The sequence below is a fragment of the Brevibacterium sp. BDJS002 genome, from assembly GCF_028201555.1.
Classification (GTDB): domain Bacteria; phylum Actinomycetota; class Actinomycetes; order Actinomycetales; family Brevibacteriaceae; genus Brevibacterium; species Brevibacterium aurantiacum.
In genome coordinates this window covers 226318-250712 of the sequence record NZ_CP116392.1, presented here as the reverse complement: position 1 = coordinate 250712, position 24395 = coordinate 226318, and the positions used below count along the sequence as shown (strand labels likewise).

22 protein-coding genes and 1 pseudogene are annotated in these 24395 nt (G+C 63.8%); 9 read left to right on the top strand and 14 right to left on the bottom strand.

The window, feature by feature from the left end:
• Positions 1 to 39: 39 nt before the first annotated feature.
• The 5 genes from PGC08_RS01170 to PGC08_RS01150 all read right to left on the bottom strand — a co-directional run bounded on the left by PGC08_RS01170 (position 40) and on the right by PGC08_RS01150 (position 4562).
• A complete protein-coding gene (locus PGC08_RS01170; RefSeq protein ID WP_009882153.1) occupies positions 40 to 984 on the bottom strand; it encodes an NAD(P)-dependent oxidoreductase in 945 nt (314 codons plus the stop codon).
• An 85-nt stretch (positions 985 to 1069) separates the two neighbouring features.
• Positions 1070 to 1465 (bottom strand): MmcQ/YjbR family DNA-binding protein, encoded by a 396-nt coding sequence (locus PGC08_RS01165; RefSeq protein ID WP_096145746.1) that lies wholly within the window; start codon positions 1463 to 1465, stop codon positions 1070 to 1072.
• 57 nt (positions 1466 to 1522) lie between these two features.
• On the bottom strand, positions 1523 to 2230 hold the full coding sequence (locus PGC08_RS01160; protein ID WP_271709291.1) for an SDR family NAD(P)-dependent oxidoreductase: 708 nt from the start codon (positions 2228 to 2230) through the stop codon (positions 1523 to 1525).
• Between the two features lie 92 nt (positions 2231 to 2322).
• Entirely contained in the window at positions 2323 to 3720 is a 1398-nt protein-coding gene (locus PGC08_RS01155; protein ID WP_271709290.1) for a dihydrolipoyl dehydrogenase family protein, read from the bottom strand.
• A gap of 74 nt (positions 3721 to 3794) precedes the next feature.
• Positions 3795 to 4562: a GntR family transcriptional regulator gene (locus PGC08_RS01150; protein WP_069599245.1), complete on the bottom strand. Its 768-nt coding sequence runs from the start codon at positions 4560 to 4562 to the stop codon at positions 3795 to 3797.
• A gap of 252 nt (positions 4563 to 4814) precedes the next feature.
• Between PGC08_RS01150 and PGC08_RS01145 the strand changes: the two genes are divergently transcribed.
• The 6 genes from PGC08_RS01145 (at position 4815) to PGC08_RS01120 (ending at position 11532) form a co-directional block, all read left to right on the top strand.
• Positions 4815 to 5948 carry a TIGR03364 family FAD-dependent oxidoreductase gene (locus PGC08_RS01145; protein ID WP_271709289.1) on the top strand — a complete coding sequence of 378 codons (1134 nt, stop codon included), beginning with the start codon at positions 4815 to 4817 and terminating at the stop codon, positions 5946 to 5948.
• Between the two features lie 154 nt (positions 5949 to 6102).
• Complete coding sequence (locus PGC08_RS01140; RefSeq protein ID WP_009882144.1) at positions 6103 to 7044, top strand: phosphate/phosphite/phosphonate ABC transporter substrate-binding protein; 942 nt, start codon at positions 6103 to 6105, stop codon at positions 7042 to 7044.
• Between the two features lie 11 nt (positions 7045 to 7055).
• A complete protein-coding gene (gene phnC, locus PGC08_RS01135) occupies positions 7056 to 7937 on the top strand; it encodes a phosphonate ABC transporter ATP-binding protein (RefSeq protein WP_009882142.1) in 882 nt (293 codons plus the stop codon).
• An 88-nt stretch (positions 7938 to 8025) separates the two neighbouring features.
• A complete protein-coding gene (gene phnE / locus PGC08_RS01130; protein WP_271709288.1) occupies positions 8026 to 9615 on the top strand; it encodes a phosphonate ABC transporter, permease protein PhnE in 1590 nt (529 codons plus the stop codon).
• Between the two features lie 112 nt (positions 9616 to 9727).
• Complete coding sequence (locus PGC08_RS01125; RefSeq protein ID WP_125187603.1) at positions 9728 to 10435, top strand: phosphonatase-like hydrolase; 708 nt, start codon at positions 9728 to 9730, stop codon at positions 10433 to 10435.
• Positions 10432 to 11532, top strand: coding sequence for an alcohol dehydrogenase catalytic domain-containing protein (locus PGC08_RS01120; protein WP_271709287.1), 1101 nt, complete (start codon positions 10432 to 10434; stop codon positions 11530 to 11532). The genes PGC08_RS01125 and PGC08_RS01120 overlap by 4 nt, the downstream gene beginning before the upstream one ends.
• On the opposite strand, the gene PGC08_RS01115 is transcribed toward PGC08_RS01120, so the two are convergent.
• The 4 genes and pseudogenes from PGC08_RS01115 to PGC08_RS01100 form a co-directional block, all read right to left on the bottom strand.
• Positions 11533 to 12291, bottom strand: coding sequence for an HpcH/HpaI aldolase family protein (locus tag PGC08_RS01115; RefSeq protein WP_271709286.1), 759 nt, complete (start codon positions 12289 to 12291; stop codon positions 11533 to 11535). It abuts the gene before it with no gap.
• Positions 12292 to 12367: 76 nt separating this feature from the next.
• Positions 12368 to 15254, bottom strand: a pseudogene (locus tag PGC08_RS19480) (FAD-binding and (Fe-S)-binding domain-containing protein).
• Positions 15255 to 15265: 11 nt separating this feature from the next.
• Positions 15266 to 16867, bottom strand: a complete 1602-nt coding sequence (locus tag PGC08_RS01105) for a GMC family oxidoreductase (RefSeq protein ID WP_271710087.1) — start codon at positions 16865 to 16867, stop codon at positions 15266 to 15268.
• Positions 16867 to 17442, bottom strand: a complete 576-nt coding sequence (locus tag PGC08_RS01100; RefSeq protein ID WP_271709285.1) for a hypothetical protein — start codon at positions 17440 to 17442, stop codon at positions 16867 to 16869. Before PGC08_RS01100 ends, PGC08_RS01105 begins: the two co-directional genes overlap by 1 nt.
• Before the next feature lie 150 nt (positions 17443 to 17592).
• On the opposite strand from PGC08_RS01100, the gene PGC08_RS01095 reads away from it, so the two are divergent.
• The 3 genes from PGC08_RS01095 to PGC08_RS01085 all read left to right on the top strand — a co-directional run bounded on the left by PGC08_RS01095 (position 17593) and on the right by PGC08_RS01085 (position 19673).
• Positions 17593 to 18351, top strand: a complete 759-nt coding sequence (locus PGC08_RS01095; RefSeq protein ID WP_271709284.1) for an IclR family transcriptional regulator — start codon at positions 17593 to 17595, stop codon at positions 18349 to 18351.
• 124 nt (positions 18352 to 18475) lie between these two features.
• Positions 18476 to 19261, top strand: a complete 786-nt coding sequence (locus PGC08_RS01090; RefSeq protein ID WP_125187600.1) for an acetoin reductase — start codon at positions 18476 to 18478, stop codon at positions 19259 to 19261.
• Between the two features lie 82 nt (positions 19262 to 19343).
• Positions 19344 to 19673, top strand: coding sequence for a putative quinol monooxygenase (locus PGC08_RS01085; protein WP_114319422.1), 330 nt, complete (start codon positions 19344 to 19346; stop codon positions 19671 to 19673).
• A 105-nt stretch (positions 19674 to 19778) separates the two neighbouring features.
• Here the strand turns inward: PGC08_RS01085 and PGC08_RS01080 are convergent, their stop codons facing one another.
• The 5 genes from PGC08_RS01080 to PGC08_RS01060 all read right to left on the bottom strand — a co-directional run bounded on the left by PGC08_RS01080 (position 19779) and on the right by PGC08_RS01060 (position 24262).
• Positions 19779 to 20330: a dihydrofolate reductase family protein gene (locus PGC08_RS01080; RefSeq protein ID WP_009882128.1), complete on the bottom strand. Its 552-nt coding sequence runs from the start codon at positions 20328 to 20330 to the stop codon at positions 19779 to 19781.
• A gap of 88 nt (positions 20331 to 20418) precedes the next feature.
• Positions 20419 to 21159 (bottom strand): helix-turn-helix domain-containing protein, encoded by a 741-nt coding sequence (locus PGC08_RS01075; protein ID WP_101639294.1) that lies wholly within the window; start codon positions 21157 to 21159, stop codon positions 20419 to 20421.
• A gap of 11 nt (positions 21160 to 21170) precedes the next feature.
• Positions 21171 to 22685 (bottom strand): tripartite tricarboxylate transporter permease, encoded by a 1515-nt coding sequence (locus PGC08_RS01070; protein WP_125187599.1) that lies wholly within the window; start codon positions 22683 to 22685, stop codon positions 21171 to 21173.
• 9 nt (positions 22686 to 22694) lie between these two features.
• A complete protein-coding gene (locus PGC08_RS01065; protein WP_271709283.1) occupies positions 22695 to 23267 on the bottom strand; it encodes a tripartite tricarboxylate transporter TctB family protein in 573 nt (190 codons plus the stop codon).
• Positions 23264 to 24262 (bottom strand): Bug family tripartite tricarboxylate transporter substrate binding protein, encoded by a 999-nt coding sequence (locus PGC08_RS01060; RefSeq protein ID WP_271709282.1) that lies wholly within the window; start codon positions 24260 to 24262, stop codon positions 23264 to 23266. Before PGC08_RS01060 ends, PGC08_RS01065 begins: the two co-directional genes overlap by 4 nt.
• Positions 24263 to 24395: the final 133 nt, after the last annotated feature.

Here is a 24395-nt window from a genome sequence, read left to right as displayed (position 1 = left end):
AACCCTATGACCGCCGAGGTGGTTCCGGCCAGAGCTTAGTCAGACGACTGTGCCCTGTGGAGTTTTTCCGTCGAGGACATCGATGATGGCTTGAGCCGCCGCGACCCCGGCGCGTTCGCGTGCCTCCAGCGTCTGCCCGGCGAGGTGGGAGGTGATGACGACGTTGCTCATCGTTCGCAGCGGGTTGTCCTCGACCATGGGTTCGCGTTGCAGAACGTCGAGTCCGGCGCCGGCGATCTCGCCTGTCTTGAGCGCTTCGACGAGAGCAGCTTCGTCGACGAGGGAGCCGCGTGCAGTGTTGATGAGGATCGCCGAGTTCTTCATCGCAGAGAGGCTCGCGGCGTCGATGATCGGGTCACCCTTGCCCGCTCTGCTGTGGAGAGACAGGTAGTCGGCGGCTTTGATTGTCGTGTCGAAATCGGCGAATTCGATGCCCGATGACTGCTCGGAGTCGGGGTGGGCTGTGGAGACGAGGACTCGCATTCCCAGCGCAACACCGAGGGCAGCGATCGCTTTGCCGCTGGGTCCGTATCCGATGACGCCGAGACTCTTGCCCCGCAGTTCGGTTCCGGCCTCGCGTGGCCATCCGCCGTCGTCCACTCCAGCCAGCACGGTGTTGAGTCGGCGAGCGCAGGCGAGCATGAGTGCGAGCGCCAGCTCGGCGACGGCGTGGTGGTTGACCCCTGGTGTGTTGCACACGCGGATGCCGAGCTCGGCCGCCGCATCGATGTCGACGTTGTCATAGCCCACCCCTGCCCGGGCGATGACCTTCAGCATTGGGGAGGTCGCGAGCATGTCACGCGCGACCGGTTCACTCGCAGCGATTGCACCGACGGCTCCTTCGAACAGAGCCAGCTTCTCTTCGTCCGTGCGAGTTCCGCCCGCCGGCGAGTAGACCGGTTCGAGGCCGCGATCTCGCAGCATCGTGTCGACGGTGTCGCCCGGGCGGAGGTAGTCGGTGGTGATGACGATGCGGTTGTTCATGTGTCCGAGAATATCCGGCCTCTCGCCGGCTGCGTCACAGTACCCAGCTGGCGGACGAGGGGTTGCCTAGTCCTTCGCGGGCATTTCAGTCCTTCGCGGACAATTTGCGGACGACACCGGCAGGTGCGGTATTTCGGTAGGAATCGGTGAGCAGATCACTGAGGTCATTCTCGTCGAGGGTCTCGAGTTCCAAGCCGATCCAACCGGTGGGACCCAGGTACATGGGAACGAAGGCATCGGGTCGCTCCATCAGCACCTCGGCGTCCATCGGATCGGGCAAGATGAGCAGGGCTTGCGGATGCTGCTCCATTCCACCGGTGACGAGCTTCCGCGTGCCTCCGAAGTGCGCGAAGATCTTCTTCGTGAAGAACGCGGGCCGCCCATGCGAGACCTTCTCCTGCGCCTCGGGAAGGCTCAGCGCGGTCTTACGCAGGCGGGCCAGCTGCGGGTCGTCGTCATCGAACATCTGCGGATGCGCCATGAACCCACTTTATTAGCGGTCACGGTCACAGGCTAGGGACGAAGCAGAGCCGAGTGCTCAAGCTTGGCCCTCACTGGTGTACGTGTCTTTGAGGACTGCGTCTGAATCCTCCGATTCATCGACGTAGAAGCGCTCTGCGACTTCCTGCTTCTCGTACATATCAAGGTATTCGTCCGCGATGTTGTCGGCTGAGAAATAGGTGCCTTCCTCAATCACTCCGGCAATCGACAGCATGCCCACGTAGACGCCCTGATCCTGCAGCTCATCATGAAGGCAATGAGCGTAACTGCGCAGTCCGGACTTGCCGATGCTCAAAGTGGTCAGGATGGGGGTCACCGTCAGCTCTGAAGCTCCACCACCGGTGAAGAAGATGGTTCCCTGCTTCCGTTCGATCATCTCGGGAATCACCTGCTGCGCGCTGGAGATTCCACCGATGATATTCACCTGCATGTGCTGGTTCGCGATATCGGCCGTTGTCTCCGCGGCAGATACCGGCGCGATCACCCCGGCGTTGTAGACGAGCACATCGATCTGGCCGAATGTCTCCCGCACCTGAGTGAACGCATCCGCGATCTGCTGTTCGTTCGTCACGTCAGCAGAAAAGCCCGCGCTCTTGATATTCATGTCAGTCAACGAAGCCTGGAGAGTGTCGAGACGATCTTGGTTCCTGGCGATCAAAGCCACATTGAAGTCCTTCTTGCCGAACTTCTCAGCAAGGCTGAGGCCGAGCCCTGGTCCTGCTCCCACAATCACTAAAGTGCTCATCTATCAATCTCTCTACGGGGCGGAATCTGCGGCATGTGCCATTATTCAGCAACCTTGATACTGAGCGGAGTATTCCACTGGTTGCAGCGCCCCTACTTCACAACCCCGAGCACCTCATTGAGAGCTTCCGTCGCCGAGGGGTGGGTGTAGATCGTGTCGCGCAGTTCGGTGGCGGTGACGTTGTGGCGCATCGCCAGGGCCACGGTGTTGATGACCTCCTGCGAGTGCACGTGGACGAGAGCGGCGCCGAGGATGTGGTCCGTTGCCCCGTCGACGACGAACTTCACGATGCCGCGCGGGTCACCTTCGATCTTCGCCCTGGGTGCTGCGGCAATGTCGGCCATCGCCTTCGCTCCGACCTTGACGTCATAGCCCTGCTCGCGGGCGGCGTCTTCGCTCAGCCCCACACGTGCCACGGGCGGGGAGAGGAACATCGTGTACGGCACGGCGCTGCGGTCCGCGGTCGTCCGCTTGCCGTCGCCGAGCAGCTGATCAGCGAGGATCCGATTGTCATCAAGGGAGATGTAGGTGAACATCGGTCCGCCGTTGACGTCACCGACTGCGTAGACGCCCTCGGCTGAGGTGCGCAGGTGCTCGTCGACCGTGATGAAGCCGCGCTTGTCGGTCTCGATGCCGGCCTTGTCCAGGCCCAGACCCTCGGTTGTCGACGCACGGCCGACGGCCAGAAGGACCGCCTCGGCGTCGACCTGCTTCTCTTCGCCACCGACCTCGTAGGTCACGGTTGCCTGATCGGTTCCATCGGCAACAGCGGTCACGGATGCTTCGTTGATAATCGTGACTCCGTCATCGGCCAGAGACTGCGCGACCACCTCGGCGACGTCGGCATCCTCATTGGCCAGCGGGCGCTGTCCGCGGTCGAGGACGGTGACCTGGGAGCCGAAGTGAGTGAACATCGACGCGAACTCAAGTCCTATGTACCCACCGCCGACGACGACCAGGCGCTTGGGGAACGGGGAGACGTGCTGCAGGGCCTCCGAATCGTAGATGCGACCGCCGAGCTTCGCTCCGTCAATGGGTGGGATGTTTGCGAGCGAGCCGGTGTTGACGACGACGGTGTCCGCGGTGATCTGCATGGTGTCGTCACCGCCGGTGACGAGGACTTCGCGTTCGCCGGTGAACTCGGCACGACCAGAGACCAGGAGGACTGAGTCGATGTCGTCGAGCATGGAGAAGTTCTTCTTCCGCATCGCCCCGGTCAAGGTGTCGCGGCGCTTCACGGCCTTCGCGAAGTACTCGTCAGTGTCGTCGTCATCGCGTTTGTTCTCCGCGTCGTGGACCAAGATCTTCGTGGGGATGCAGGCGATGTTGATGCAGGATCCGCCGATCATGGCATCCGACTGCTCGACGACGGCGACGCGCTTGCCGGCTCTGGCCATGGTCCCGGCCAGGGTCTTTCCGCCCTTGCCCCACCCGATGACGAGGAGGTCCACGTGCTCGTGCGAATCGGCGTCGTGGTTGTTCTCGGCCATGATCGGTTCCTTCCAGCAGACGATGCGTTGGTTGACGATGCGTTGGTTGTGAGCCTACTCCGGAGCGGTGAACCTCAGATGTCGCCGAGGTTGGTCGACGTCAATGCCATCGAGCTGGGGTTTCCCCGGGTGGAGTTCATCGTAAAGCTGGCCTTCCACGGAAGGTAGCGGTCGTCAGAGGACTCGATCAGCGCGCCCGCGCCGGTGAATGCGCGGCGACGGACTCGCAGCAGGGGTGTGCCGACGGGAACTTCGAGCAGTGTGGCGTCGTCTTCGTTGGCGCCGATCGCATCGATAGTTCGTGAGGTTCGGCTGATGTCGACGCCCTGGTCGATGAGTTCCTGGTAGATCGAACCGGAGTCGGTATCGAAGGCGAGGACGTGGCGCCCGAATTCGAGGGGGTAGTTCAAGCGCTCGACCATGGTGGGCACATCGTCCATGAGGCGGAGCCGGAAGACGGAGACGACCGGGTCACCGTCTGGGATCCGCAGACTTGCGGCCAGCGACTTCTCGGCGGGCCTGCGGGTCACCCATTGGGTGCGCTGGCCTGGGACGATGTCGGCATTGTGGCACCACTGGGAGAAGGAGATGATGTCGTCGAAGGACTGTGTGGGCACATTGTCCAATACGACCGTCCGGCGCCCGCGTCCCGAAGAGATCAGGCCCTCGGTCCGCAGTGTCGACATCGCCTGTCGAACCGGGCCGCGGGAGCTGGTGAACTTCCGGGTCAGCTCCGCTTCCGAGGGCAGTTCGTCGCCGGGCTGGAAATACCCCTCGCGAATCGCAGTTCGCAGATAGTGGGCGATTTCGTCGTACTGCTGTCGTGTGCGCTGCTGAGTCATGTGTGCTGGCCTCGTCGGGGTCGGGGATGGGGACACGTGCTTCCAACTGTGCTGCCGTGGTGCTGTGCTTGCCGTGCGCTGCGCTGCTCGAGGTCGTCGTGTTCTCCGATCGGCGGCGTCTCTTCCTTCCTATTCGGGGCGAATGAACCGGGAGTGCCGGCCGAGAAGCGCAACGTCACGTTCAGGTGAACAATCGCCAAACTTGTACATACATGTGTTCATCGTACGACAACAAGCGACCAAGATGGGGGAATGTCGAAAACTGATCTCATCATCGTAGGTTCCGGAATCCTGGGCCTGGCCACCGCATTCCGCGCACACCGTCAGGGCCGCAGCGTCCGTGTCATCGACCGTTCCGCCCGCCCCGTGGGCTCATCGATCCAGAACTTCGGGCACGCCTGCTTCACCGGGCAGGCCGACGACGCTCAGGATCTGGCGATGGCGTCTCGAGACGGCTGGCTGGAAGCCGCCGCCGCGACCGGGATCTGGGCGGCAGAGACCGGGTCCTTCATCCCCGCCATGACCGAACCGGAACTGCGCGTCCTCCAGGAGTTCGCCGATTACCGGGGTCCGGATCAGGCGACGATGCTCAGCGCCGAGGAGGTGGCGGCGGCCATCGGGAACCCGAGCCTGGGCGCCATCGGTGGGGCTCACCTGCCACTGGATATGCGCGTCGACCCACGTGAGGCAGCCCCCGCCCTTGCCGAGTGGCTGGCCGGAGAGGGTGTCGATTTCACTTGGAACACCACCGTCACCGAGGTGGGCGACGGCACCGTGTCCACCAACCGCGGCGATGTCCACGGTGAGCAGGTCGTCGTCTGCCCCGGCTACCAGCTCACCTCCCTGTTCCCGGAGATCGCCGAGGCGCACGGGGTGCGAATCTGCACCCTGGCAATGTCCCTAATCGAGCGACCGCAACGGATCCCGAGCGGGTTCGCCATGCTCACGGGCACCTCGCTGGCCCGCTACGACGGGTTCGCCGCCATGCCGGGAGCATCGGCACTGCGTGAGGATCTGACGGAGCGGGAGCCGGAGCTCGTCGACGTCATCGCCAACCTCATGGTCACCGATATCCCCGGCGGACTGCTTATCGGCGACTCTCACGCCTATGACCTCAGCCCCGAACCATTCATCGACGCACGCGTCGGGGATCTGCTGCTTAATCGCGCGACCAGCATTCTCGGCATCGATGAACCCGTGGTTCGCCAACGGTGGCTGGGCCAGTATGCCGACAGCACCGAGACGAACCTGATCCTCGAGCGCCCTGACGCGCGAACGACGGTCGCCGTGGTCACCTCGGGGATCGGGATGACTCTGTCGTTTGGGATCGCGGACCGCATCCTCGGCGGCTCCCCGACTGAGACCGACGCACGACTCTCCGCCTGAGACGGGCACCACACCCGCAGCCACTCACCCCAACCGCCGATGAAGTTGTCATGTCCGATCAGTGAACAGGATCGAATTGTATAGACATGTTGTTTCGAGATGTCGAAGAATGAAACCAAGCGATCACCCCGACCACTCGAAAGGCAGGCCGCCCATGGCCCTGTTCCCACGCTTCCGCTCCCGCACCGTCCGCTCACTCACGGCCGCAGCGCTCGCACTCCCGCTGCTCGCCGCTTGCGGTTCCTCCGGCGACGACGGCGACACCATCACCTTTGCCGCAGTCCCCGCCGAGTCATCGTCCACGTTGGAATCGACCTTCGAAAACGTCACCGCACTGCTCGAGGAGGAGACCGGCAAGACGGTCGAGTTCCAGAATGCCTCCGATTATGCAGCGGTGATCGAAGGAATGCGGGCCGGCCAGATCGATGCCGCCTCGTTCGGTCCGTTCGCCTATGTCATCGCCAAGGACTCCGGCATCGACATGGAGCCCGCGGCTGCTCCGACGAGCGATCCGAAGAAGGATCCGGCCTACACCTCGCTTGCCTACGTCAAGAAGGGCTCGGACATCAAGGGCCTGAGCGATCTCAAGGGCAAGAAGGTCTGCTTCGTCGACAAGGCCTCCACCTCGGGCTACCTCGTGCCGATGAAGGGGATCATGGATGAAGGTCTCGACATGGAGAAGGACATGGAACAGGTCCTGACCGGCGGTCATGACGCCTCGCTGCTGTCCCTGGACTCCGGCGAATGCGATGCGGCCTTCGCCCACGACACCATGCTCAAGACGCTCGAGGAATCCGACCAGGTCAAGCCCGGCAGCCTGGAGCCCGCATGGGAGTCCGAGCCCATCACCGAGGACCCGATCGCTGTCAACAACGAGTCTATGGACCCTGAGCTGGCCAAGCAGATCACGACCATCCTGCGTGAGAAGGCCAACGTTCCGGCCATGGTCGACGCCGGCATCTGCTCCTCCGAGGACGACTGCGTCCTACCTGAGGAGATCGAATACGGCTACAAGCCCGTCGAGGACTCAGACTTCGATTCCATCCGCGACATCTGCGATGCCACCCAGGCAGATGCCTGCAAGAACGTCGGCTAGGAGACGCACTCATGACCACTGAACTCCAGCGAGAGATCGACGATATCTACTCAGTCCAACTCGACCATGTGACAAAGGACTTCGGCGGCGGAGTCCTCGGACTCGACGACGTCAACGTCGGCTTCCGCACCGGCCGGGTCACCGTTCTGCTCGGCCTGTCCGGATCGGGCAAGTCGACGCTGCTGCGCCACATCAACGGCCTGCACTCCCCCACCTCGGGCACGGTCCGCGTGCTGGGCCAGGACGTGAACTCGGTGGGGAAACGAGGGCTGCGGGAGCTGCGCCGGAACATCGGCGTGATCTTCCAGTCCTTCAACCTCGTCGGCCCCATGTCTGTGTTGGAGAATGTCTGCGCCGGGCAGCTCGGTTCACTCAAGGGACCGCGCATCTCGCTGATGATGTACCCGAAGTCGGTGCGCCGCGAAGCCATCGAGAAGCTCGACCGGGTCGGCTTGGCCGATCGTGCTTATCAGCGTGCGGATACACTCTCCGGCGGTCAGCAGCAGCGCGTGGCCATCGCCCGGGCGCTCATGCAGCACCCGACGGTTTTGCTGGCCGATGAACCGGTGGCCTCGCTCGATCCCGTCTCCGCGCTCGACGTGATCAACCTGCTGCGCCAGATCGCCGAGGAGGACGACCTCACCGTCATCGCCTCGCTCCACCAGGTTCAGCTCGCCATCGAGTTCGCCGATCGGATCATCGGCCTGCGCAACGGCCAGGCGGTCCTCGACCGCACCACGCAGGGCCTCAGTGCTGAAGAGGCTTCGACGATCTATTCGAGTGTCTCCGGCATGGACATCTCCGACGCCGAGGCTGGGGCAGGTTCCGCATCCACGTCCACTTCCGATTCCGATTCCGTCCGCACCCCGATGTCGAGCGGTGTCACCCGCTGATGTCCATGCTCGCCGAGGCCCCACCTGACGTTCGCGAGGTCCCAGTACGTCCGCGTCCGGCCGGTCCAGCCTCGCCGCCGCGCTCGTCATGATCGCCTTGGTCGTCGGGGGCGTGTGGTCCGTCGGTGCGCTTGGCATCGATATTGCGACGATCGTCGATTCCTTCGACAATGCGGTGAACTTCTTCGCCCGCATGTTCCCCCTCGACTTCCCACCTGTGGCAGAGACCCTCTCCCTGGTGTTCGAGACCTTGGCCATCGTCTTCCTTGCCACGCTCCTCTCGGTCGCACTCTCCGTTCCCGTGGCTCTGGCTGCGGCCAGACCGACTCGGTGGGGTGTCACCTCGCAGTGGGTTGCTCGCGCACTGACGGTGCTGGCTCGGGCAGTCCCCGATTTGGTGCTCGCGATCATCTTCCTGCGCATGTTCGGGCTCGGAGCCACGGCCGGCATCATCGCCATGGGCATCCATTCGGTCGGCATGATCGCCAAACTCTACGCCGACGCGATCGAAGAACTCGACGACGGCCCACGCGAGTCCGTGGAGTCCCTCGGCGGCAGTCGCGCACAGCAGATCATGGCGGCCATCCCCCAGACTCTGATGCCCCAGCTCATCGCAACGGCGCTGCACAGGTTTGACATCAATCTGCGCACCTCGGTGCTGTTGGGTTATGTCGGCGTGGGCGGCATCGGATTGGCGATCGCCGATTCTCTGCGGACGCTGGACTATCAGCGGGGCATGGCTCTGGCGGTGCTCGTCCTGCTGCTGTGCATCGGCCTCGAGCTCGTCTCCGGCGCTATTCGCGCTGCGCTGATGAGGTCGGCCGGGCAGAGGATCACCGGCGGCACCTGGGTCGATCGTCTGCTCAACCGCGGCCGCGAGTCCGGTGTCAACGATCTCCACCTGACACCACCGTGGAGTTCGGCTCGCATCAGACGTTTCCTCTCGGTCGCACTGATCGTGGTCTTCACCGTCGCGGCCCTGTGGCGCGTGGATGTGTCCTGGTCGGCACTCGCGCAGGGGATCCTCGACCTGCCGCAGACCCTGGCGCTGTTCTTCCCGCCGTCGGCCGGCGGGTCCATGTCCAACCTCTTCGAACAGCTGCTGGTGACGATCCAGATCTCGCTCGCGGCCACGCTCATCGGTGCTGTCCTCGCGATACCGATCGGCATCCTCGCCGCTCGAAACGCCGTGGCGAATGCCTATGTGCACCAGACGTTCAGGGTGATCATCGTGATCGTGCGCGGCATTCCCGAGCTCATTCTCGCGATCATCTTCGTCGTCATCTCCGGTCTGGGCGAGGTCGCCGGCACGCTGGCTCTGTCCATCGGGGCGATCGGCCTGCTCTCGAAGCTCATCGCCGATTCGCTGGAGGAGACGGACACTCAGGTGCAGGAGGCGATGCGGGCCACTGGTGCCAGCGAAGCACAGGTGTTCTTCTCAGCCACACTGCGCCAGGCGGCACCGGCCTTCGTCGCCCACACGATGTACCTGCTCGACAACAACATCCGCTCGGCCACACTCCTCGGAGTCGTCGGCGCCGGCGGCATCGGATTCCTGCTGCTCAACGCCTCGCGGGTCAACCAGTTCGATGTGGTCACCATGGTCCTCATCCTCATGGTCGCCGTCGTCCTCGCCGTCGAAGCGCTGTCGATGTGGCTGCGCAAAGCCGTGCGCTGACGCCGAGCCATTCGCTGGTGTCCAGCTGTTCGTTGGCGCTCCTGCGTTTTCACATACCCCGTTTCACATACCCGACCCCACACACTCTGTCCCAGCTAAAAGGAGAAACAGCATGATTGAACTCGCCATCTTCGACATGGCCGGCACCACCATCGACGACCGAGACGAGGTCTACCGCGTTCTGCGGGAGGCCACGGAACGCGAAGGTGCGAACTACTCTGACGAGGTGTTCCAGAAGTGGATGGGCACGGAGAAGAAGTGGGCGATCGAAAATCTGCTCCGCCTCGGCGGTGTCGAAGTCGATGACGAACTCCATGAGAAGACCTGGGAATGGTTCCGACAGGAGCTGCGCCGCACCTACACCGACAATCCGCCGAAGCCGCTGCCCGGGATCGAGGAGGCGCTGGCGACTCTGCGCGAGCAGGGCATCAAGGTCGCTCTGACGACTGGGTTCGCTCGGGAGATCGCCGATCTCATCTTCTCCTCCATGGGATGGCAGCAGGGCGAGACCTTCGACGCCTCCTCCTGCGGCGACGAGGTCGAGGCCGGTCGGCCAGCACCCGACATGATCGAGACAGTCATGAAGGAACTCGGCGTCGAGGAAACGGCCGCGGTCGTCAGCGTCGGCGACACCTCGGCGGATGTGCAGTCGGCACTGCGTGCCGGAGTCACCTCGGTGGGTGTGCTTACCGGTCACCTGAGCCGGAAGGACTTCGCTGCCGAGGGCGCCCACCTGGTGCTCGATTCCGTTGCGGGGCTTCCCGATGCTCTGACCGACCTGCCAGCGTCGGAGGCAACTTCGGCCCCGGTGAACCAATGACGGCGGAGGTTCAAACGCAGGCTCAAACTCAGTCACCGGTTCAGGCTTCCCCGGCCGACACCTCGGCGGGTGCTGAGGTCTTCGCGGACACGGTTGAAGCCGTCGTCTGGCTCGGCGGGGATCAGTTCGAGACCCAGTCCTTCGACCGCCCTGAACTGGCCGAGGGCGAGAGCCTCATTCGCCTGACCACCGCCACCGTCTGCGGCTCGGATCGGCACACCGTGCGTGGGCGTCGGCCAGGAGCATGCCCCTCTGTGCTCGGGCACGAGGGTGTCGGCGTGGTCGAGGATTCGCGGGCTGGGCTCCCGCTTGGCCAGCGTGTGGTCTTCTCGGTCACCTCGGTGTGCGGGACCTGCGAGAACTGCGGGCGCGGGCTCAGCGCAAAATGTCAGTCGGTGGCCAAGGTCGGGCACGAATCCACCGACAGCGGGTGGGCACTATCGGGCACCTACGCCTCCCACATCCACCTGCCGGCCGGCGTGGCAGTCGTCCCAGTGCCGGATTCTGTGCCAGACGCCGTGGCCACCACGGCAGGGTGTGCTGTCGCCACCGTCATGGCGATGCTCGAGGCCGCCGGTGACCTGCGGGGCCGTCGAGTCTTCGTCAACGGACTCGGAATGCTGGGGCTCACCGCGGTGGCCGCCGCGCAGTCCCGCGGTGCCGCCGAGGTGCTCGCCTTCGATCCGACGCCGCAGCGCCAGGACCTTGCCCTGTTCGCCGGGGCGAGCACGATCCTGGAAGAGGAGGTGCCGACAGACGTCGATGTCGCACTCGAACTCTCCGGCACCACCGCGGGTGTGGAGACCTGCGTGGCCAGCCTTGGAATCGGCGGCACCGCAGTTCTCGCGGGAAGCGTGAGTCCTGGACCGAACATCGAGATCAATCCCGAACAGCTCGTGCGAGGGTGGCGCACCATCACCGGTGTGCACAATTTCGAACCACACCACCTGCAGGAAGCCGTGGACTTCCTGGCCGCAGACGGCAAGAACATGCCGTGGGACCGCATCCTCGGCGGCCCGATCGGACTGTCAGACCTGGCGCAGGAATTCGCCGACCCCAGCAAGGGACTGCGGACGGTGGTCGATATCGAGGGGTGACTAGCCTCGCGCCGTCGCCAGATCCTCCCGGAACGCGCGGCCGGCAGCACCGATATCCCCCGCCGAGGTGATGAAGCGGAATCCCTGTTCCTTCCGAACCTTGGCTTCCGTACCGTCACCGCAGTGGATGCCTGCGACGATGCCGGCTTTGTCGGCTGCTGTGCGTATCCGCACGAGCGCCTCGGCGTGGGCGTCATTGGGCTGACCGGGCAGTGCGTCGACGGCGAAGGCGAGGTCGGCGGGACCGACGTACACGCCGTCGATGCCTGGGACTTCGCAGATCTTCTCGACATTGGCCAGACCCTCCTTGTTCTCGATCATCACGAACAAGAGCGGACGCTCGTCTCGGGTGTCCTGGACCGCGTTGTGCATGAGTTCGGCGGTCGGACCCCAGGAGCGGTCACCGCCGCGGCTCGGGTAGTCGAGCGCTGAAACGGCAGCTTCGGCCTCGGCGACGTTGGACACGAGCGGAACGATGACGGCTTCGACGCCAGCGTCGGCGAGCATGCCGATCTCGGTGAAGCGGTTCGCCGAGACCCTTGCCGTGACCAGGGCGGATCCACTGGCCCGGATGGCATCGGTCAGGCGCAGAACGTCGGTCGGGCGCGTGAAACCGTGCTGCATATCAAGGCACACATAGTCATAGCCTGCGGCCGATCCGACCTTCGCCAGCTCCTGGCTCGTCGACATCATCCACAGCCCGTTGTAGATCTCTCCGGCGGCGAGGCGAGCGCGATGCGATTCCAATGCTTGAGTCATATGTGCATCGAATCACACGCGGCTCACCGACGCCAGGGATGCCCGGCATCCGGATGAACCCCGGGCAGCATCAGATTCAGGCTCGGCCCACGAGCTCGTCGAGAGCTTCGAGGATGTGGCGATAGGGCTTCCCCGTCGCCCGGGTCATCCCGATCTCACACGTCCTGTTCGTCGACGCGTGAATGTCCGCGCCGATCGACTCAACCTCGGCGGCTTCGTCCTTCGTCGCCGAAGCGGTGAGCTCGGGATGGAGCATGCCCCGGTCCCCTGCGAAGGCACAGCAGCCCCAGGAATCGGGCACGCTGACCTCCTCCGCGATGGACCCGGCGAGCGCGCTCAGGTCCTCGTTGATTCCCAGCTGGTCGACGAGCATGTCGGGTGGAGGGTGATCGAGGGCAGGCGGTGTTCGGTCGAGAGTGCTCCGCGATCCTGCAGCGCAGGGAGCAGAGTCTGCGTGGCGAAGGCCACGGGGTCGATGATCTCGAAATCCTCCGCTGCGTCTTTGTCGGTCGACTCGGTCGCGTCGGTCGAGTCGGTCGCGTCGCCGAGGAGCACACGCAGTCCCTCTGTACAGGAGGACGCATCGCAGACGACGGGGATCCGTCCGCCATCGGTGGCCGCCCACAGCTCTCTGCGCACATACTTGCGCATCGTGGCATATCCCTCGGCCATCCCCTTCGACTTCCACGGGGTGCCGCAGCACAGAGAGGGAATGCCCCGCGGCGTACGCAGCGAGATCCCTGCTCGTTCGCACAGGCGGCGGAAGGCACCGGCAACTCCATCTCCGCTTCCACCGTCTTCTGGTCCGAACATCGTGTTCGTGCAGCTGGAGAACCACACGACGTCCGGATTCGACGCCGAGACAGCCACACGTTTGGAACCCCCGGCCGGCAGATCAGCGGAGTAGCTGGGCACGGTGTCATCGCCCAAGATCTTGCGACCGACACCCGTGGCCGCTGCGGGCAGCTGCGTGGGCATCGCCTTCGCGGAGCTCAATGCCACTCCCCCGACCGAGCTGACCAGACCCCACGCCTTGGCAGCAGTGTTCCAGCCGGCTTCTTCGATCGTGTTCGTGTTCTCCTGGCGCAGCCTGCGCACGAGGTCTCCGGTGTTGATGAAGACCGGGCACGCCGTCTGGCACATGCCATCGACGGCGCAAGTGTCGATCCCGTCGTAGTCGTACTCGCTGCGCAGGGTCCGGGTCAGCTCCTCGTCCCCTGCCGCCTCGGCGCGGGCGATCTCGCGTCGCAGAACGATGCGTTCACGCGGAGTCAGGGTGAGGTCGCGGCTGGGGCACACGGGTTCGCAGTACCCGCATTCGACGCAGCGGTCGACCTCCTCCTCGGTGGTCGGGGTGGTCTTGAGATCGCGCAGATGTGCGCGAGGATCGTCGCTGAGGAGGACACCCGGGTTGAGCAGGGACTGCGGATCGATAAGTTCCTTGACCCGCTTCATCACGGCGTAGAGATCGTCACCGACCTGGCGCCTGACGAACGGGGCCATGATCCGCCCCGTGCCGTGTTCGGCCTTGAGCGTTCCCCCACGTGAGAGGACGAGGTCGACCATCTCCTCGGTGAATGCCGCGTACCGGTCGAGGTCGAAGTCCTCGCCGTCGGTTCCACTCCCGAATTCCTCGGTGATCATGAAGTGGATGTTGCCGTCCTTCGCGTGCCCGAAGATCACGGCATCGGCGTAGTCGTATTGGTCGAACAGCTCGCTCAACGCAGTGCAGGTCTCGCCGAGGCGGTCGACCGGAACCGCGATGTCCTCGAGCAGCGCGGCGGTCCCCGAGGGACGGTTGCCGGCGACGGCTGTGAACAGGCCCTTGCGGGTGTGCCACAGCGCCGATCGCCGTCGCGGGTCGACCGTCAGCTCGGCTGGTCGGCTCAATGAGAATGCTTCGAGGATCGGCAGCGCCTCGGACACGACCTGGTCGATTCCTTCTTCCGTCTCCTCCTGGAATTCGACGAGCAGAGCGCAGTGGGCGTCCACGTCGAGGTCCCGAATCTCCTCCGGGCATTTCTCGTCGCGTTGGGCTACCCGCAGGCTCGTGGCATCGAGGAGTTCGACCGTGGCAGCACCGGTGGCGATGATCTCCGGAAGCACCGAGGTGGCCGCGGGCAGATCGTCGAAGACGAGCAGACCGGTCGAGGCGTGCGCCAGCAGCGGCACGGTGCGGAAGGTCGCCTCAGCGACGAAGGCGAGAGTCCCCTCGCTGCCGATGACCAGATGCTCGAGGATGCGCACCGGGTCATCGTGGTCGAGGAACGAGTTGAGGCCGTAGCCCATGGTGTTCTTGATGGAGTGGAGCTGCGTGATCCGCGCGACCGCCTCGGCGTCGGCCCGGATCCGATCTCGGAGTTCGGCCAGACCCGCGTGGATAGCTGGTTCCCGTCTCCGCAGCAGCTCATCAGCGTCTGTCGCCGAGGTGTCGAGAACGGTTCCGCTGGGCAGGACGAGCACGGCCGAGTCGAGCGTCCGGTAGGTGTTCGCTTCGATCCCGCAGGCCATGCCCGAGGAGTTGTTGGCGACGACCCCGCCGATGGTGCAGGCCACTTCGCTGGCCGGATCGGGACCGAGTTTGCGCCCATGCCGCAGCAGTCGCGCGTCCACGGCCCTGACCACGGCCCCGGGTCCGCAGCGGACCCGGGCACCGTCGTCGAGGACTTCGATATCCCTGAAATGCCTTCTCGTGTCACGAGCACCGCGTCCGAGACGGACTGCCCGGACAGGCTGGTCCCACCGGAACGAAAGGTCATCGGCACCCCACTTCGCCGTGAGGCCGAGAAGAGTGCCGCCACCTCCTCGCGGTTGCGCGGCTTCACCACGGCCTGCGGTGTCAGCAGGTAGTGGGAAGCATCATGTGCGGCAGCCAGACGATCGCTGGCACGAGCGCCGACCTCATCGACTGCGGACCGCAGCTGGTCGATGAGTCCGGTGTCGGCGGGAGAAAGCAGGGACATGTGGTTCCTTCCTAAAGCTGCTGAGTCCGCAGCTGTTCGGCGATGTATTCGGCCTGCCGGATCGCCAGTGCGACGATGGTCAGAGTCGGATTGGCCGCCGCGCTTGAGGTGAAGACCGAACCGTCGGAGATGAAGAGGTTCTTCACATCGTGGGAGCGACCCCATTTGTCGACCACGCCGTCCTCAGGTCGTTCGCTCATTCTCGCGGTGCCCAGATTGTGCGTCGACGGATACGGCGGTGTCCGATGCGAGGTCTGCGCCCCGACCGCCCTGTAGACGCTCTCACCTGCAGCGTAGCCGTGTTCACGCATTGCCAGGTCGTTGACGTGATCGTCGTAGTGGACGTTCGGGACGGGAAGACCGTGCTGATCCTTGACCGTGGTGTTCAGTGTGATCCGGTTGGACTCCTGCGGCAGGTCCTCTCCGACGATCCACATGCCGGCCGTGTTGAGGTAGCGATCCATGAGCTCGGCGAAGTCAGGACCCCAGGCGCCGGGCTCGACGAATGCCGACATGAAGGCCGGGCCCAGTGCGATCGTCTCCATGTAGTAGCCTCCTGCGAATCCGCGGTCGGGATCGTGGATCGACTCATCGGCGATGACGCCGGCCATGGTCTCGCCCCGGTACATTCGCACGGGCTTGTCGAAGTGCCCCCACACTGTCCCGGTGAGGTGGCGCATGTAGTTTCGCCCCACCTGTCCCGAGGAGTTCGCGAGCCCGTCGGGGAAGCTCGGTGTGCCCGAGAGGAGCAGCAACCTGGGCGTTTCGATCGAGTTTCCGGCCACGCACACCAGCTTGGCGGCCTGACGCTGCAGATTTCCTTCCCCGTCGAGGTAGAGGACGGCGTCGGCGTTCCCTTCTGAATCATGGGTGATCTGGACAGCCTGAGAATCGGGACGGAGATCGAGCAGGCCCGTCTCCGCTGCTCGTGGGATCTCTCTGACCAGGGTCGACCATTTCGACTTGTTCTTGTCTCCCTGAAAGTTGAAACCATCCTGGATCGAAGCGGGACGCCCATCGTATTCCTCGGCATTGGTGGCATAGGGCCCAGTGGCGTAGTAGCGGTACCCGACCTCTTTCGCACCGTTGGCGAAGACCTTGTAGTTGTTGTTCGCCGGCAGGGGCGGACGTCCGTGGACGTGAGTCGAACCCATCGATTTCTCGGCTCGGTCGTAGTACGGAGCCATCTCTTCGAGCGTGATCGGCCAGTCGAGGAGATTGGCTCCCTCGATGCGTCCATAGGCGCTGCGGGCACGGAACTCATGATTCTTGAAACGCGGGGTGGCTCCGGACCAGTGGGTCGTCGTGCCACCGACGGCCTTGACGATCCATGCCGGCAGGTTGGGGAAGTCCTGCGCGATTCGCCACGATCCGGTCGTCGTCCGCGGATCCAGCCAGGCCATCTGGTTGAACGCTTCCCATTCGTTGTTGACGTAATCGTCATGTCCCAGATGGGGACCTGCTTCGAGGACGACGACGGGAATTCCCTTGGCCGTCAGCTCATACGCGAGCGTGCCACCTCCGGCACCTGACCCGATGATGACGACTGCCTCGTCGTTCTGGTCGATGCTGTAGCCGGTGACACTGCCACCGGACGCTGGTTTCGCTGCCATCATCTCTTCACCTCGCCCATCTCGGCCTGCTCAGCGCTCGGCTGATTCGTCGATTCGTCTGCCACGTTGACCGTCTGCGGTCCCAGGTGCGCACCTGGGCCGAGTTCCGGCAGGTCCTCGCCCTCCGGATAGAGGATGCGCGGTTCGGGCAGCCAGTCCAGATCGTTGAATCCTCGATTGACATAGCCGCCGAGGTCGAACGACGGTCCTTGGTATCCCAGGATCTCCCACACCTCTTCGTCGTCGTAGAGGCCGAGTGCCGCGGTGCGGCGAACGAATCCGAAGAACTCCGTGCCTTCGACCCGGCGCAGCACCCGCAGGGCTTCGTCGTCATTGAGTGAGCAGAAGCTCTTGTCCGAGAGCTGATCAAGTGACTGCAGACCCTGGATCAGTGCCACCCGGAACCAGGTCTCAGCGTCGGCTTCGACGAGGATCTTGTCGGCGGTCCGTTCATAGGGTCCATCGGGAAAATTCTCATGTGGAAACGCCACACGCAGAACTCTGACGAGTGTTCGCCGAGCTTCATCGGTCATCTCCATCGCATTCAGCGATGGAAATTTGGCGGGGAATGCCATCTGGTGCTCCTTTGCTCCTCTTCTGGTGTCCCGGTGCTGATGTCTCGCTGGTCCCGGGCACCTTTGCCGAACCGGTCACAAGCAACCTATGTGATCCGTAACACCAGCCGCTATCCTTATTCTCGCGAGGCGATAATCATAGGAGCGCAAATGTCGAACAGTGCTGTCATCCATCGGACCTTCTCCGTGCTCGAGGCGGTGTCCTCCTCGGGCAGTGTCTCAGCGAAGGCCGTGGCCGACCGTCTCGAGATCCCTCTCCCCACTGTTTATCGTCTGCTACACGAGCTCGAGGACAGCAGCTACCTCGTCTATCTCAAGGACGAAAAGAGCTTCGAACTCGGACCGAAGTGCTTTGAGCTCGGGCTCTCCTTCCAGCAGCGTCTCGTTGCACCGCACCCCATCCGCCAGATCACCGATGAGCTGCATCGCAGCCTGGGAACGGCCGCCTATTTTGCGATCTACCGAGGGTCGGACATCCTGCTCACCTACTCCTCCGACTGCGAGAGGCATCCCCGTCTCCGCCCGCTTCGGTTCGGCTTCAACGAGGCCGCACATGCCACCGCCTTCGGCAAGATCCTGCTCTCGGCCATGCCGGAGACGCAGCGCACCGAGTATCTCGACGCCCGTGGAATGCCCGTGCTTACCCCGCACACGATCGTGCGCCGGGACCTGCTCGACACCCACCTCGACGAGGTGGCCACACGCGGCATCGCCTGGGAACACGACGAGTTCCTGCCGCGCCAGACCTGCGCTGCGGTGCCCGTCCATAACGGCACAGGCATGCAGGTCGGAGCCATCGCGATCAGCACGCCTTCGACCAAGGCAACGGGACGAGCGAAGGCATTCGACACCGCGCTGCGTGAGCATGCGGGGCTGTGCTCGCGGTACCTGCGCGGCGGCTCCCGCTGAGAAGCCAAGCCCCACCTCGGCGACTTCAGTTTCTCGCCACATGAGAAGGACCGTATTTTCCGGTGGTCGGTCGCGCACAGAATGAGCGTACTTACTCAACGACGAGATACGAAGGAGTACAACCATGAGCACGACCACCAGCGTCGCTGTCGTCACGGGATCAGCACGAGGAATCGGACAGGGCATCGCACAGCGCCTCGGCGCCGATGGCCACCACGTCATCGTGGCCGACCTGCCCACAATGCAGGAGGGAGTCCAGGAGACGGTAGCGACCATCGAGGCAGCCGGCGGCAAGGCCACCGGAACCGAGGTCGACGTCACCGATGAAGCCTCGGTCGAAGCACTGGTCAAGAAGGCCGTCGAGGTGGGCGGAAAGCTCGATGTCTTCGTCGCCAATGCCGGCATCGCCCAGGTCGAACCCCTGATCGACTACTCGAAAGAGGACTTCGAGAAGATCCTCAACGTCAACATCACCGGTGTGTTCCTGTCCTACCAGGCCGCTGCCAAACAGATGATCGCACAGGGCAACGGCGGAAAGATCATCGGAGCCGCATCGATCGTCGCTTTCCGCCCGTTCGCTCTGCTCTCGCCCTATTCGGCCACGAAATGGGCTGTGCGCGGGCTGACTCAGGGCGCGGCTATGGAGTGGGCCAAGCACGGGATCACCGTCAACGCCTATGGACCAGGCATCGTGGGAACCTCGATGTGGGACCTCATCGATGAGAAACTCGGAGAGCAGGAGGGACTGGCCAAGGGGGAAGCGATCAAGAAGTACGCAGGCGACATTCTCCTCGGACGCGTGTCCGTTCCCGAGGATGTCGCGAACCTCGTGTCGTTCCTGTCCAGCGAGGATTCGGACTACATCACCGGCCAGACCATGCTCGTCGACGGCGGCATGCAGTTCTCCTGAACAGCGTCCCAATCAGCACCAATGCTGGTGAAGACTCCGCCGACCGAACTAGCCATCGTCACACAGAGAAGAGAGGATCCACATGATTTTCATCGTCGTCAAATTCCAGGTCAAGCCCGAGAAGGCCGAAGAATGGCCGCAGATCACCAAGGAGTTCACCGAGGCGACCCGAGCCGAACCGGGAAACAAATGGTTCGACTGGTCACGCAGTCTCGACGACCCCAATGAGTACGTCCTCGTCGAAGCCTTCGATGACGACGCCGCCGAAGCGCACGTGAAGTCCGATCATTTCCAGAAGGCGACTGCCGACGGCGGGTCGATGAACAATGCTCTTGCTTCAACGCCGAAGATCATCTCGCGTCAGATCGACGGAGACGGCTGGGACGAAATGGGAGAGCTGCAGGTCAACTGAGCTGACCACCGGTCTCTGCTGTGCACTCGTCTGAGAAGCGGATCTCTCAAACATTGGGAGGTCCGCTTCTCAGGCTCGAACATCGCTGATCACACGGAACAGACCCTACTGGTCCTCCGCCAGAGCACCGACCACCTTGTGCCGTGAGACCACGAACGGTCCTTTCCAATCGACGTCGAGGAGCTCAAGGTCGAGTCGGCGCGGAAGCAGCGGGCGCCCCGATCCCAGCGTCACCGGTGCCGTCCAGGTGATGATCTCGTCGAGGAGGCCTTCGTCGACGAACTGTCCGGCCACGCCACCACCGCCCATGATCCACAGGTCGTGGTCTCCCGTGGCCATGCACATCTCCACGTAGTAGTCGGCGACCGATCCTTTGGCGAAACGGATGTCCGGATCCTCAGACACCTCGTCCTTCGACGGCTTCGGCAGATCCCGATGGGTCATCACCCACGTCGGTATGGAATACGGCCACGCACCGTCGTGATTGCGCAGCAGCCATTCATAGGTCGTCGCACCCATCACCGTCGCCCCGATGCCGGCGAAGAAGTTGTCATCCGACTCATCGTTGGGCTGCCTCAGCAGCCACTCGAGGGAATCACTCGGGTCCGCAATGTAGCCGTCAAGGGTGGTTGCGGTGTAGTAGACGGTGCGTGGCAAGGTGGGTCTCCTTCTTCGTCGCCCGAGGATCGGGGATGTCCTCCACCACTTTACGGAAGCTCACCTCGTTGACCAGCGCGAACTCGCCCTAGCCCTCCCGGACCTTCGCACCCAGCGCCAACCGCGCGATATCGCGCAGAACGGCCAGCTCCTCGCTGTCATCGAGCAGCGCCTTCAGCTCGACCGCGGCCTGGCCCAGCACGGTTCGGTAGGCTCCCGCAACGTTGTCCGGCTCCCGGGTCAGCGGGTAGGACACGCAGAGTGCGAGGATGGCTCCCCCGACGGTGAAGGCCACGCTCGCCGAGGCGGTTCCCTTCACTCGTGCCTGCTTCGTCGCGTAGAACTCCTGCGGGTTGCCCGGCCCGCACAGTGCCAGCGCACCGGAACCGCCGTCGACGAGTGGAAGGACGGTGCCGACGCTGCGCGAGACACGGAGTTCATGGTCGGCTTCGACGTTGCGCACGCACACTCGATCCTCGCCGACACGGACCCACAGCTGCACCGACTCACTGGTCAGGGTCCGCAGATGTTCGAGTACCGAGTTCGTCGTCGCGATGCTGCGCCTGCCCGGGAACGGTCCCAAGCGCAGCAGGCCGTTGTTGTCGCGGACGATAAAACGGTGCGTGCGCAGATCCGCCAGCAAGCGGTAGGTCGTGGACTTGGAATACCCCAGACGACGGCACACCTCGGCGGCCGTCAACGGAGTGTCCTGCAGCGCGGTGAGGATCGCGGCGCTGCGATCGATGACGCCGATCTCTTTCGCCGAGGCAGTGCCACCAGACGAGGCAGACGCACCGGAAGTGCCTGAGGTGTCCGTCGTTTCAGTCATGTGGTTCTCCTTCATCCCACACTCACATCGGCAAGCAGCTGGCGGCGACGCACCCACCAGCGGAAGATGATCGGTCCGACGATACCCAGGACCATGAGCACGATGATCGACAGCGACACGGGCCGAGTCAGCAGCGGCATGAACGATCCGCCCGAAATCTGGAGCATACGCCGGAAGTTGTCCTCTAGCAGCGGCACCAGAACGAGGGCCAGGATAGACGGTGCCAGCGGGATTCCGCCCTTGTCCATGAGATAGCCGATGACTCCGAAGATGCCGAGGAGCATGAGTCCGAAGAGGCTGAACTCGATCGCGTAGGCACCGATGGCCACGAGCACGAGAATCGCGGAGAACAGGATCTCCTTGGGCATCTTCAGCAGCTTGACGAAGACACCGACGAGCGGCAGGTTGAGGATGATCAGGGCCACGTTGCCGATGTACATGCTGGCGATGATCGTCCAGATCAGACCCGAATCGTCGCGGAAGATCAGCGGTCCCGGCTGCAGCCCGTACATGGTGAAGACGAAGAGCAGCAGGGCCGTGGTCGCCGATCCCGGAATGCCCAGGCTGAAGAGTGGAATCATGGCACCACCGACTCCGGCGTTGTTCGCGGCCTCGGGTCCGGCGACGCCCTCGATGGCGCCATGGCCGAACTCGGACTTCCGCTTCGAGATCCGCTTCTCCATGATGTAGGACATGAACGAGGCCAGGGACGGGCCGACTCCGGGCAGGATGCCGATGATGAAGCCAAGCACCGAACCGCGAGCCCAGGGCATGGCCGAGCGCTGCCAGTCCTGCTTCGTCATCCACTTGTCGTCCCCGAAGCTCTGGATCACATCTTTGGCTCCGCGCCCCAGCGCAAGGTTGCGGATCGCCTCTGGGATCGCGAAGAGCGCCATGGCGAAGATCGTGAAGTCGATCCCGTCAGAGAGCAGGCTCATACCGAAGGTCTGGCGCGGCAGGCCCGTCTGGAAGTCGAGACCGACGAGACCGACAGCCAGGCCGATGAAGATCGAGATGAGGGCCTTCGCCCGTGAGCCCGATGACATGGTCGAGGCCAGCAAGAGTGCTGTGGCCATGAGCAGGAAGTATTCGGTGGAGCCGAAGACATTCGCCAGTTGCACCAGCACAGGCGACAGGAACGTCAGCCCGATGATCGCCAGGGTGCCGGCGAGGAAGGACCCGAGCGCCGCAGTCGCGAGCGCGGCCTTGCCCCGTCCTCGGCGAGCCATTTCGTAGCCTTCGATGGCGGTTACTGCACTGGCGACCTCACCAGGGGTTTTGATGAGTGTGGCGGTGATCGAGCCGCCGTACATCGACCCGTAGTAGATGCCGCAGAGCAGGATGAGGCCATGCACCGGCTCCATCCCGAAGGACACCGGGATGAGGATTGCGATCGCGGAGATCGGGCCGATGCCCGGCAGCACGCCGACGACGGTGCCCAGCAGGACGCCGAGGAGAGCGAAGGCGAGGCTTAGGGGTTCGAGCGCCGAGGCGAAGCCGCCGCCCAGATCGATGAGAGTGTCCATGCTCGGCCCCTAGCCCAGGATTCCGACGGGCAGGTACACGCCCAGCCCGTAGACGAATGCGACGTAGATGATGACGGCGAAGAGTACCGAGAAGATGAGGTTGCGTACCCATCGGTGCGGGGCATAGATGCTGGTCATCGTCATCAAGAAGGCCGCCGTGGCGAGCAGGAAGCCGACCGGGATGAGGATTCCGAGGTAAATGAAGAAGAGCGCGAACTGCAGCACGACCTGCTTCGACTTCGGCTCCTCGGGAGCATCGAGGACGACCCCCGCGGGCTCGTCCCCCACAACGTCATCCGTTGCACCGCTATCGGCCACCTCACCACCGGCACCGCCACTCGCCGAGGCGGCCCCAGCGGGGACCACCTCGGCGAGTTTCCGGCTCCGGTACACGGCCTGACCGATGAGGAAGAGGCCGAGCACGATGAGCGCGATGCCCACGATCGCGGGGAAGGTCCGCGGGGTGACGATGTTCTTCGTCTCCTGGATCCAGAACGTCGCGATGTAGTAGACCGCGCCGACGAGAGTGACGGCGATGCCGGTGATGACATCACCTCTCAGCGCCGGAGTCAGCGTCCTCATTTGCTGTTGCCCAGGTCGGTCTCTTTGACGCCCTCCTCAACGGTGGCGGCTGTCTCTTCGGCGTACTTCTTGGCCTCGTCGCCGGTGAGGAACTCGGGAGCCCACTGGTTCTTCTCCAGCGTGTCCTTCCAGGTCTTCGTCTCGCTGACCTCTTCGAGCGTCTTGGCCCAGTAGTCGACGGCCTCCTGTGGCATTTCGGCCGGTCCGTAGACTCCGCGCCAGTTGCCAAGGGTCACGTCGTAGCCGGCATCAGCGGCGGTGGGAACCGCGTCGTAGGGGGCTTGCAGGGGTTCCTTCGCGAAGGTCACGAGCGGTTTGATGTCACCGGATTCCAGCACGGAACGGAATTCGCTCAGCCCGGCGATGGCGACCTTCGCATCACCGTTGAGCATGGCGGTGGTCTGCTCGCCGCCGCCTTCGTAGTTGACGAAGTTGATGTCGGCCGGGTCGACTCCGGCTTCCTTGGCGAACAGTGCGAAGGGCAGCGTGTCATCGCCTGAGGCGGCCACAGTGACCTTCTGCGGGTCCTTCTTCAGCGCCTTGACCAGGTCTTCGACCGATTTGATATCGCCCTTATCGGGGGTGACGACCATGAAGTCCTCGACGTACATGGTGGCGATGAGGGTGGTGTCCTCGGGACCGAATTCGCAGAGTCCGCGAGCCTTCATCGTCTGGCTCGCCAGCGAGGTGATCGCGATCTGGTCGTCCTTGCCCTTCTCCTGCTGCATCATCGACGTCATCCACATGCAGCCCGTGCCGCCGGGCTTGTTCTGGACCGGCAGCGGTGTGGAGACGATCTCCTCCTTCTGCAGGGCTTCGACGAGGGCACGCGCGGTGGTGTCCCAACCGGAGCCGGGCTCCGACGGGACGTTGACCGTGACCGGGCCCTTCGGGTAGTCGCTGCCCTCCCCCGGCGGCTGCGCCTTGTTGCCGCATCCCGTGGCCACGAGCGCCAGTGATGCGAGCACCGCACCGACCTTGATGGCCGGTTTCAACGCTCTCCCCTTCTGTCTCGCCGAGGTGGCCCGTCCTTGTCCTGTGATCACCGTTGACCGCATTGCTTCTCCTTCGAATGCAACTGATATCTGCTGTGGTGGAATGACTGTGGTGCTGCTGGGACTGCCTGTG

Bases quoted from the DNA above. Each gene is read 5' to 3' on its own strand.
- PGC08_RS01170 (WP_009882153.1), bottom strand. From the start codon at position 984: ATGAACAACCGCATCGTCATCACCACCGACTACCTCCGCCCGGGCGAC.
- PGC08_RS01165 (WP_096145746.1), bottom strand. From the start codon at position 1,465: ATGGCGCATCCGCAGATGTTCGATGACGACGACCCGCAGCTGGCCCGC.
- PGC08_RS01160 (WP_271709291.1), bottom strand. From the start codon at position 2,230: ATGAGCACTTTAGTGATTGTGGGAGCAGGACCAGGGCTCGGCCTCAGC.
- PGC08_RS01155 (WP_271709290.1), bottom strand. From the start codon at position 3,720: ATGGCCGAGAACAACCACGACGCCGATTCGCACGAGCACGTGGACCTC.
- PGC08_RS01150 (WP_069599245.1), bottom strand. From the start codon at position 4,562: ATGACTCAGCAGCGCACACGACAGCAGTACGACGAAATCGCCCACTAT.
- PGC08_RS01145 (WP_271709289.1), top strand. From the start codon at position 4,815: ATGTCGAAAACTGATCTCATCATCGTAGGTTCCGGAATCCTGGGCCTG.
- PGC08_RS01140 (WP_009882144.1), top strand. From the start codon at position 6,103: ATGGCCCTGTTCCCACGCTTCCGCTCCCGCACCGTCCGCTCACTCACG.
- phnC (WP_009882142.1), top strand. From the start codon at position 7,056: ATGACCACTGAACTCCAGCGAGAGATCGACGATATCTACTCAGTCCAA.
- phnE (WP_271709288.1), top strand. From the start codon at position 8,026: ATGATCGCCTTGGTCGTCGGGGGCGTGTGGTCCGTCGGTGCGCTTGGC.
- PGC08_RS01125 (WP_125187603.1), top strand. From the start codon at position 9,728: ATGATTGAACTCGCCATCTTCGACATGGCCGGCACCACCATCGACGAC.
- PGC08_RS01120 (WP_271709287.1), top strand. From the start codon at position 10,432: ATGACGGCGGAGGTTCAAACGCAGGCTCAAACTCAGTCACCGGTTCAG.
- PGC08_RS01115 (WP_271709286.1), bottom strand. From the start codon at position 12,291: ATGACTCAAGCATTGGAATCGCATCGCGCTCGCCTCGCCGCCGGAGAG.
- PGC08_RS01105 (WP_271710087.1), bottom strand. From the start codon at position 16,867: ATGGCAGCGAAACCAGCGTCCGGTGGCAGTGTCACCGGCTACAGCATC.
- PGC08_RS01100 (WP_271709285.1), bottom strand. From the start codon at position 17,442: ATGGCATTCCCCGCCAAATTTCCATCGCTGAATGCGATGGAGATGACC.
- PGC08_RS01095 (WP_271709284.1), top strand. From the start codon at position 17,593: ATGTCGAACAGTGCTGTCATCCATCGGACCTTCTCCGTGCTCGAGGCG.
- PGC08_RS01090 (WP_125187600.1), top strand. From the start codon at position 18,476: ATGAGCACGACCACCAGCGTCGCTGTCGTCACGGGATCAGCACGAGGA.
- PGC08_RS01085 (WP_114319422.1), top strand. From the start codon at position 19,344: ATGATTTTCATCGTCGTCAAATTCCAGGTCAAGCCCGAGAAGGCCGAA.
- PGC08_RS01075 (WP_101639294.1), bottom strand. From the start codon at position 21,159: ATGACTGAAACGACGGACACCTCAGGCACTTCCGGTGCGTCTGCCTCG.
- PGC08_RS01070 (WP_125187599.1), bottom strand. From the start codon at position 22,685: ATGGACACTCTCATCGATCTGGGCGGCGGCTTCGCCTCGGCGCTCGAA.
- PGC08_RS01065 (WP_271709283.1), bottom strand. From the start codon at position 23,267: ATGAGGACGCTGACTCCGGCGCTGAGAGGTGATGTCATCACCGGCATC.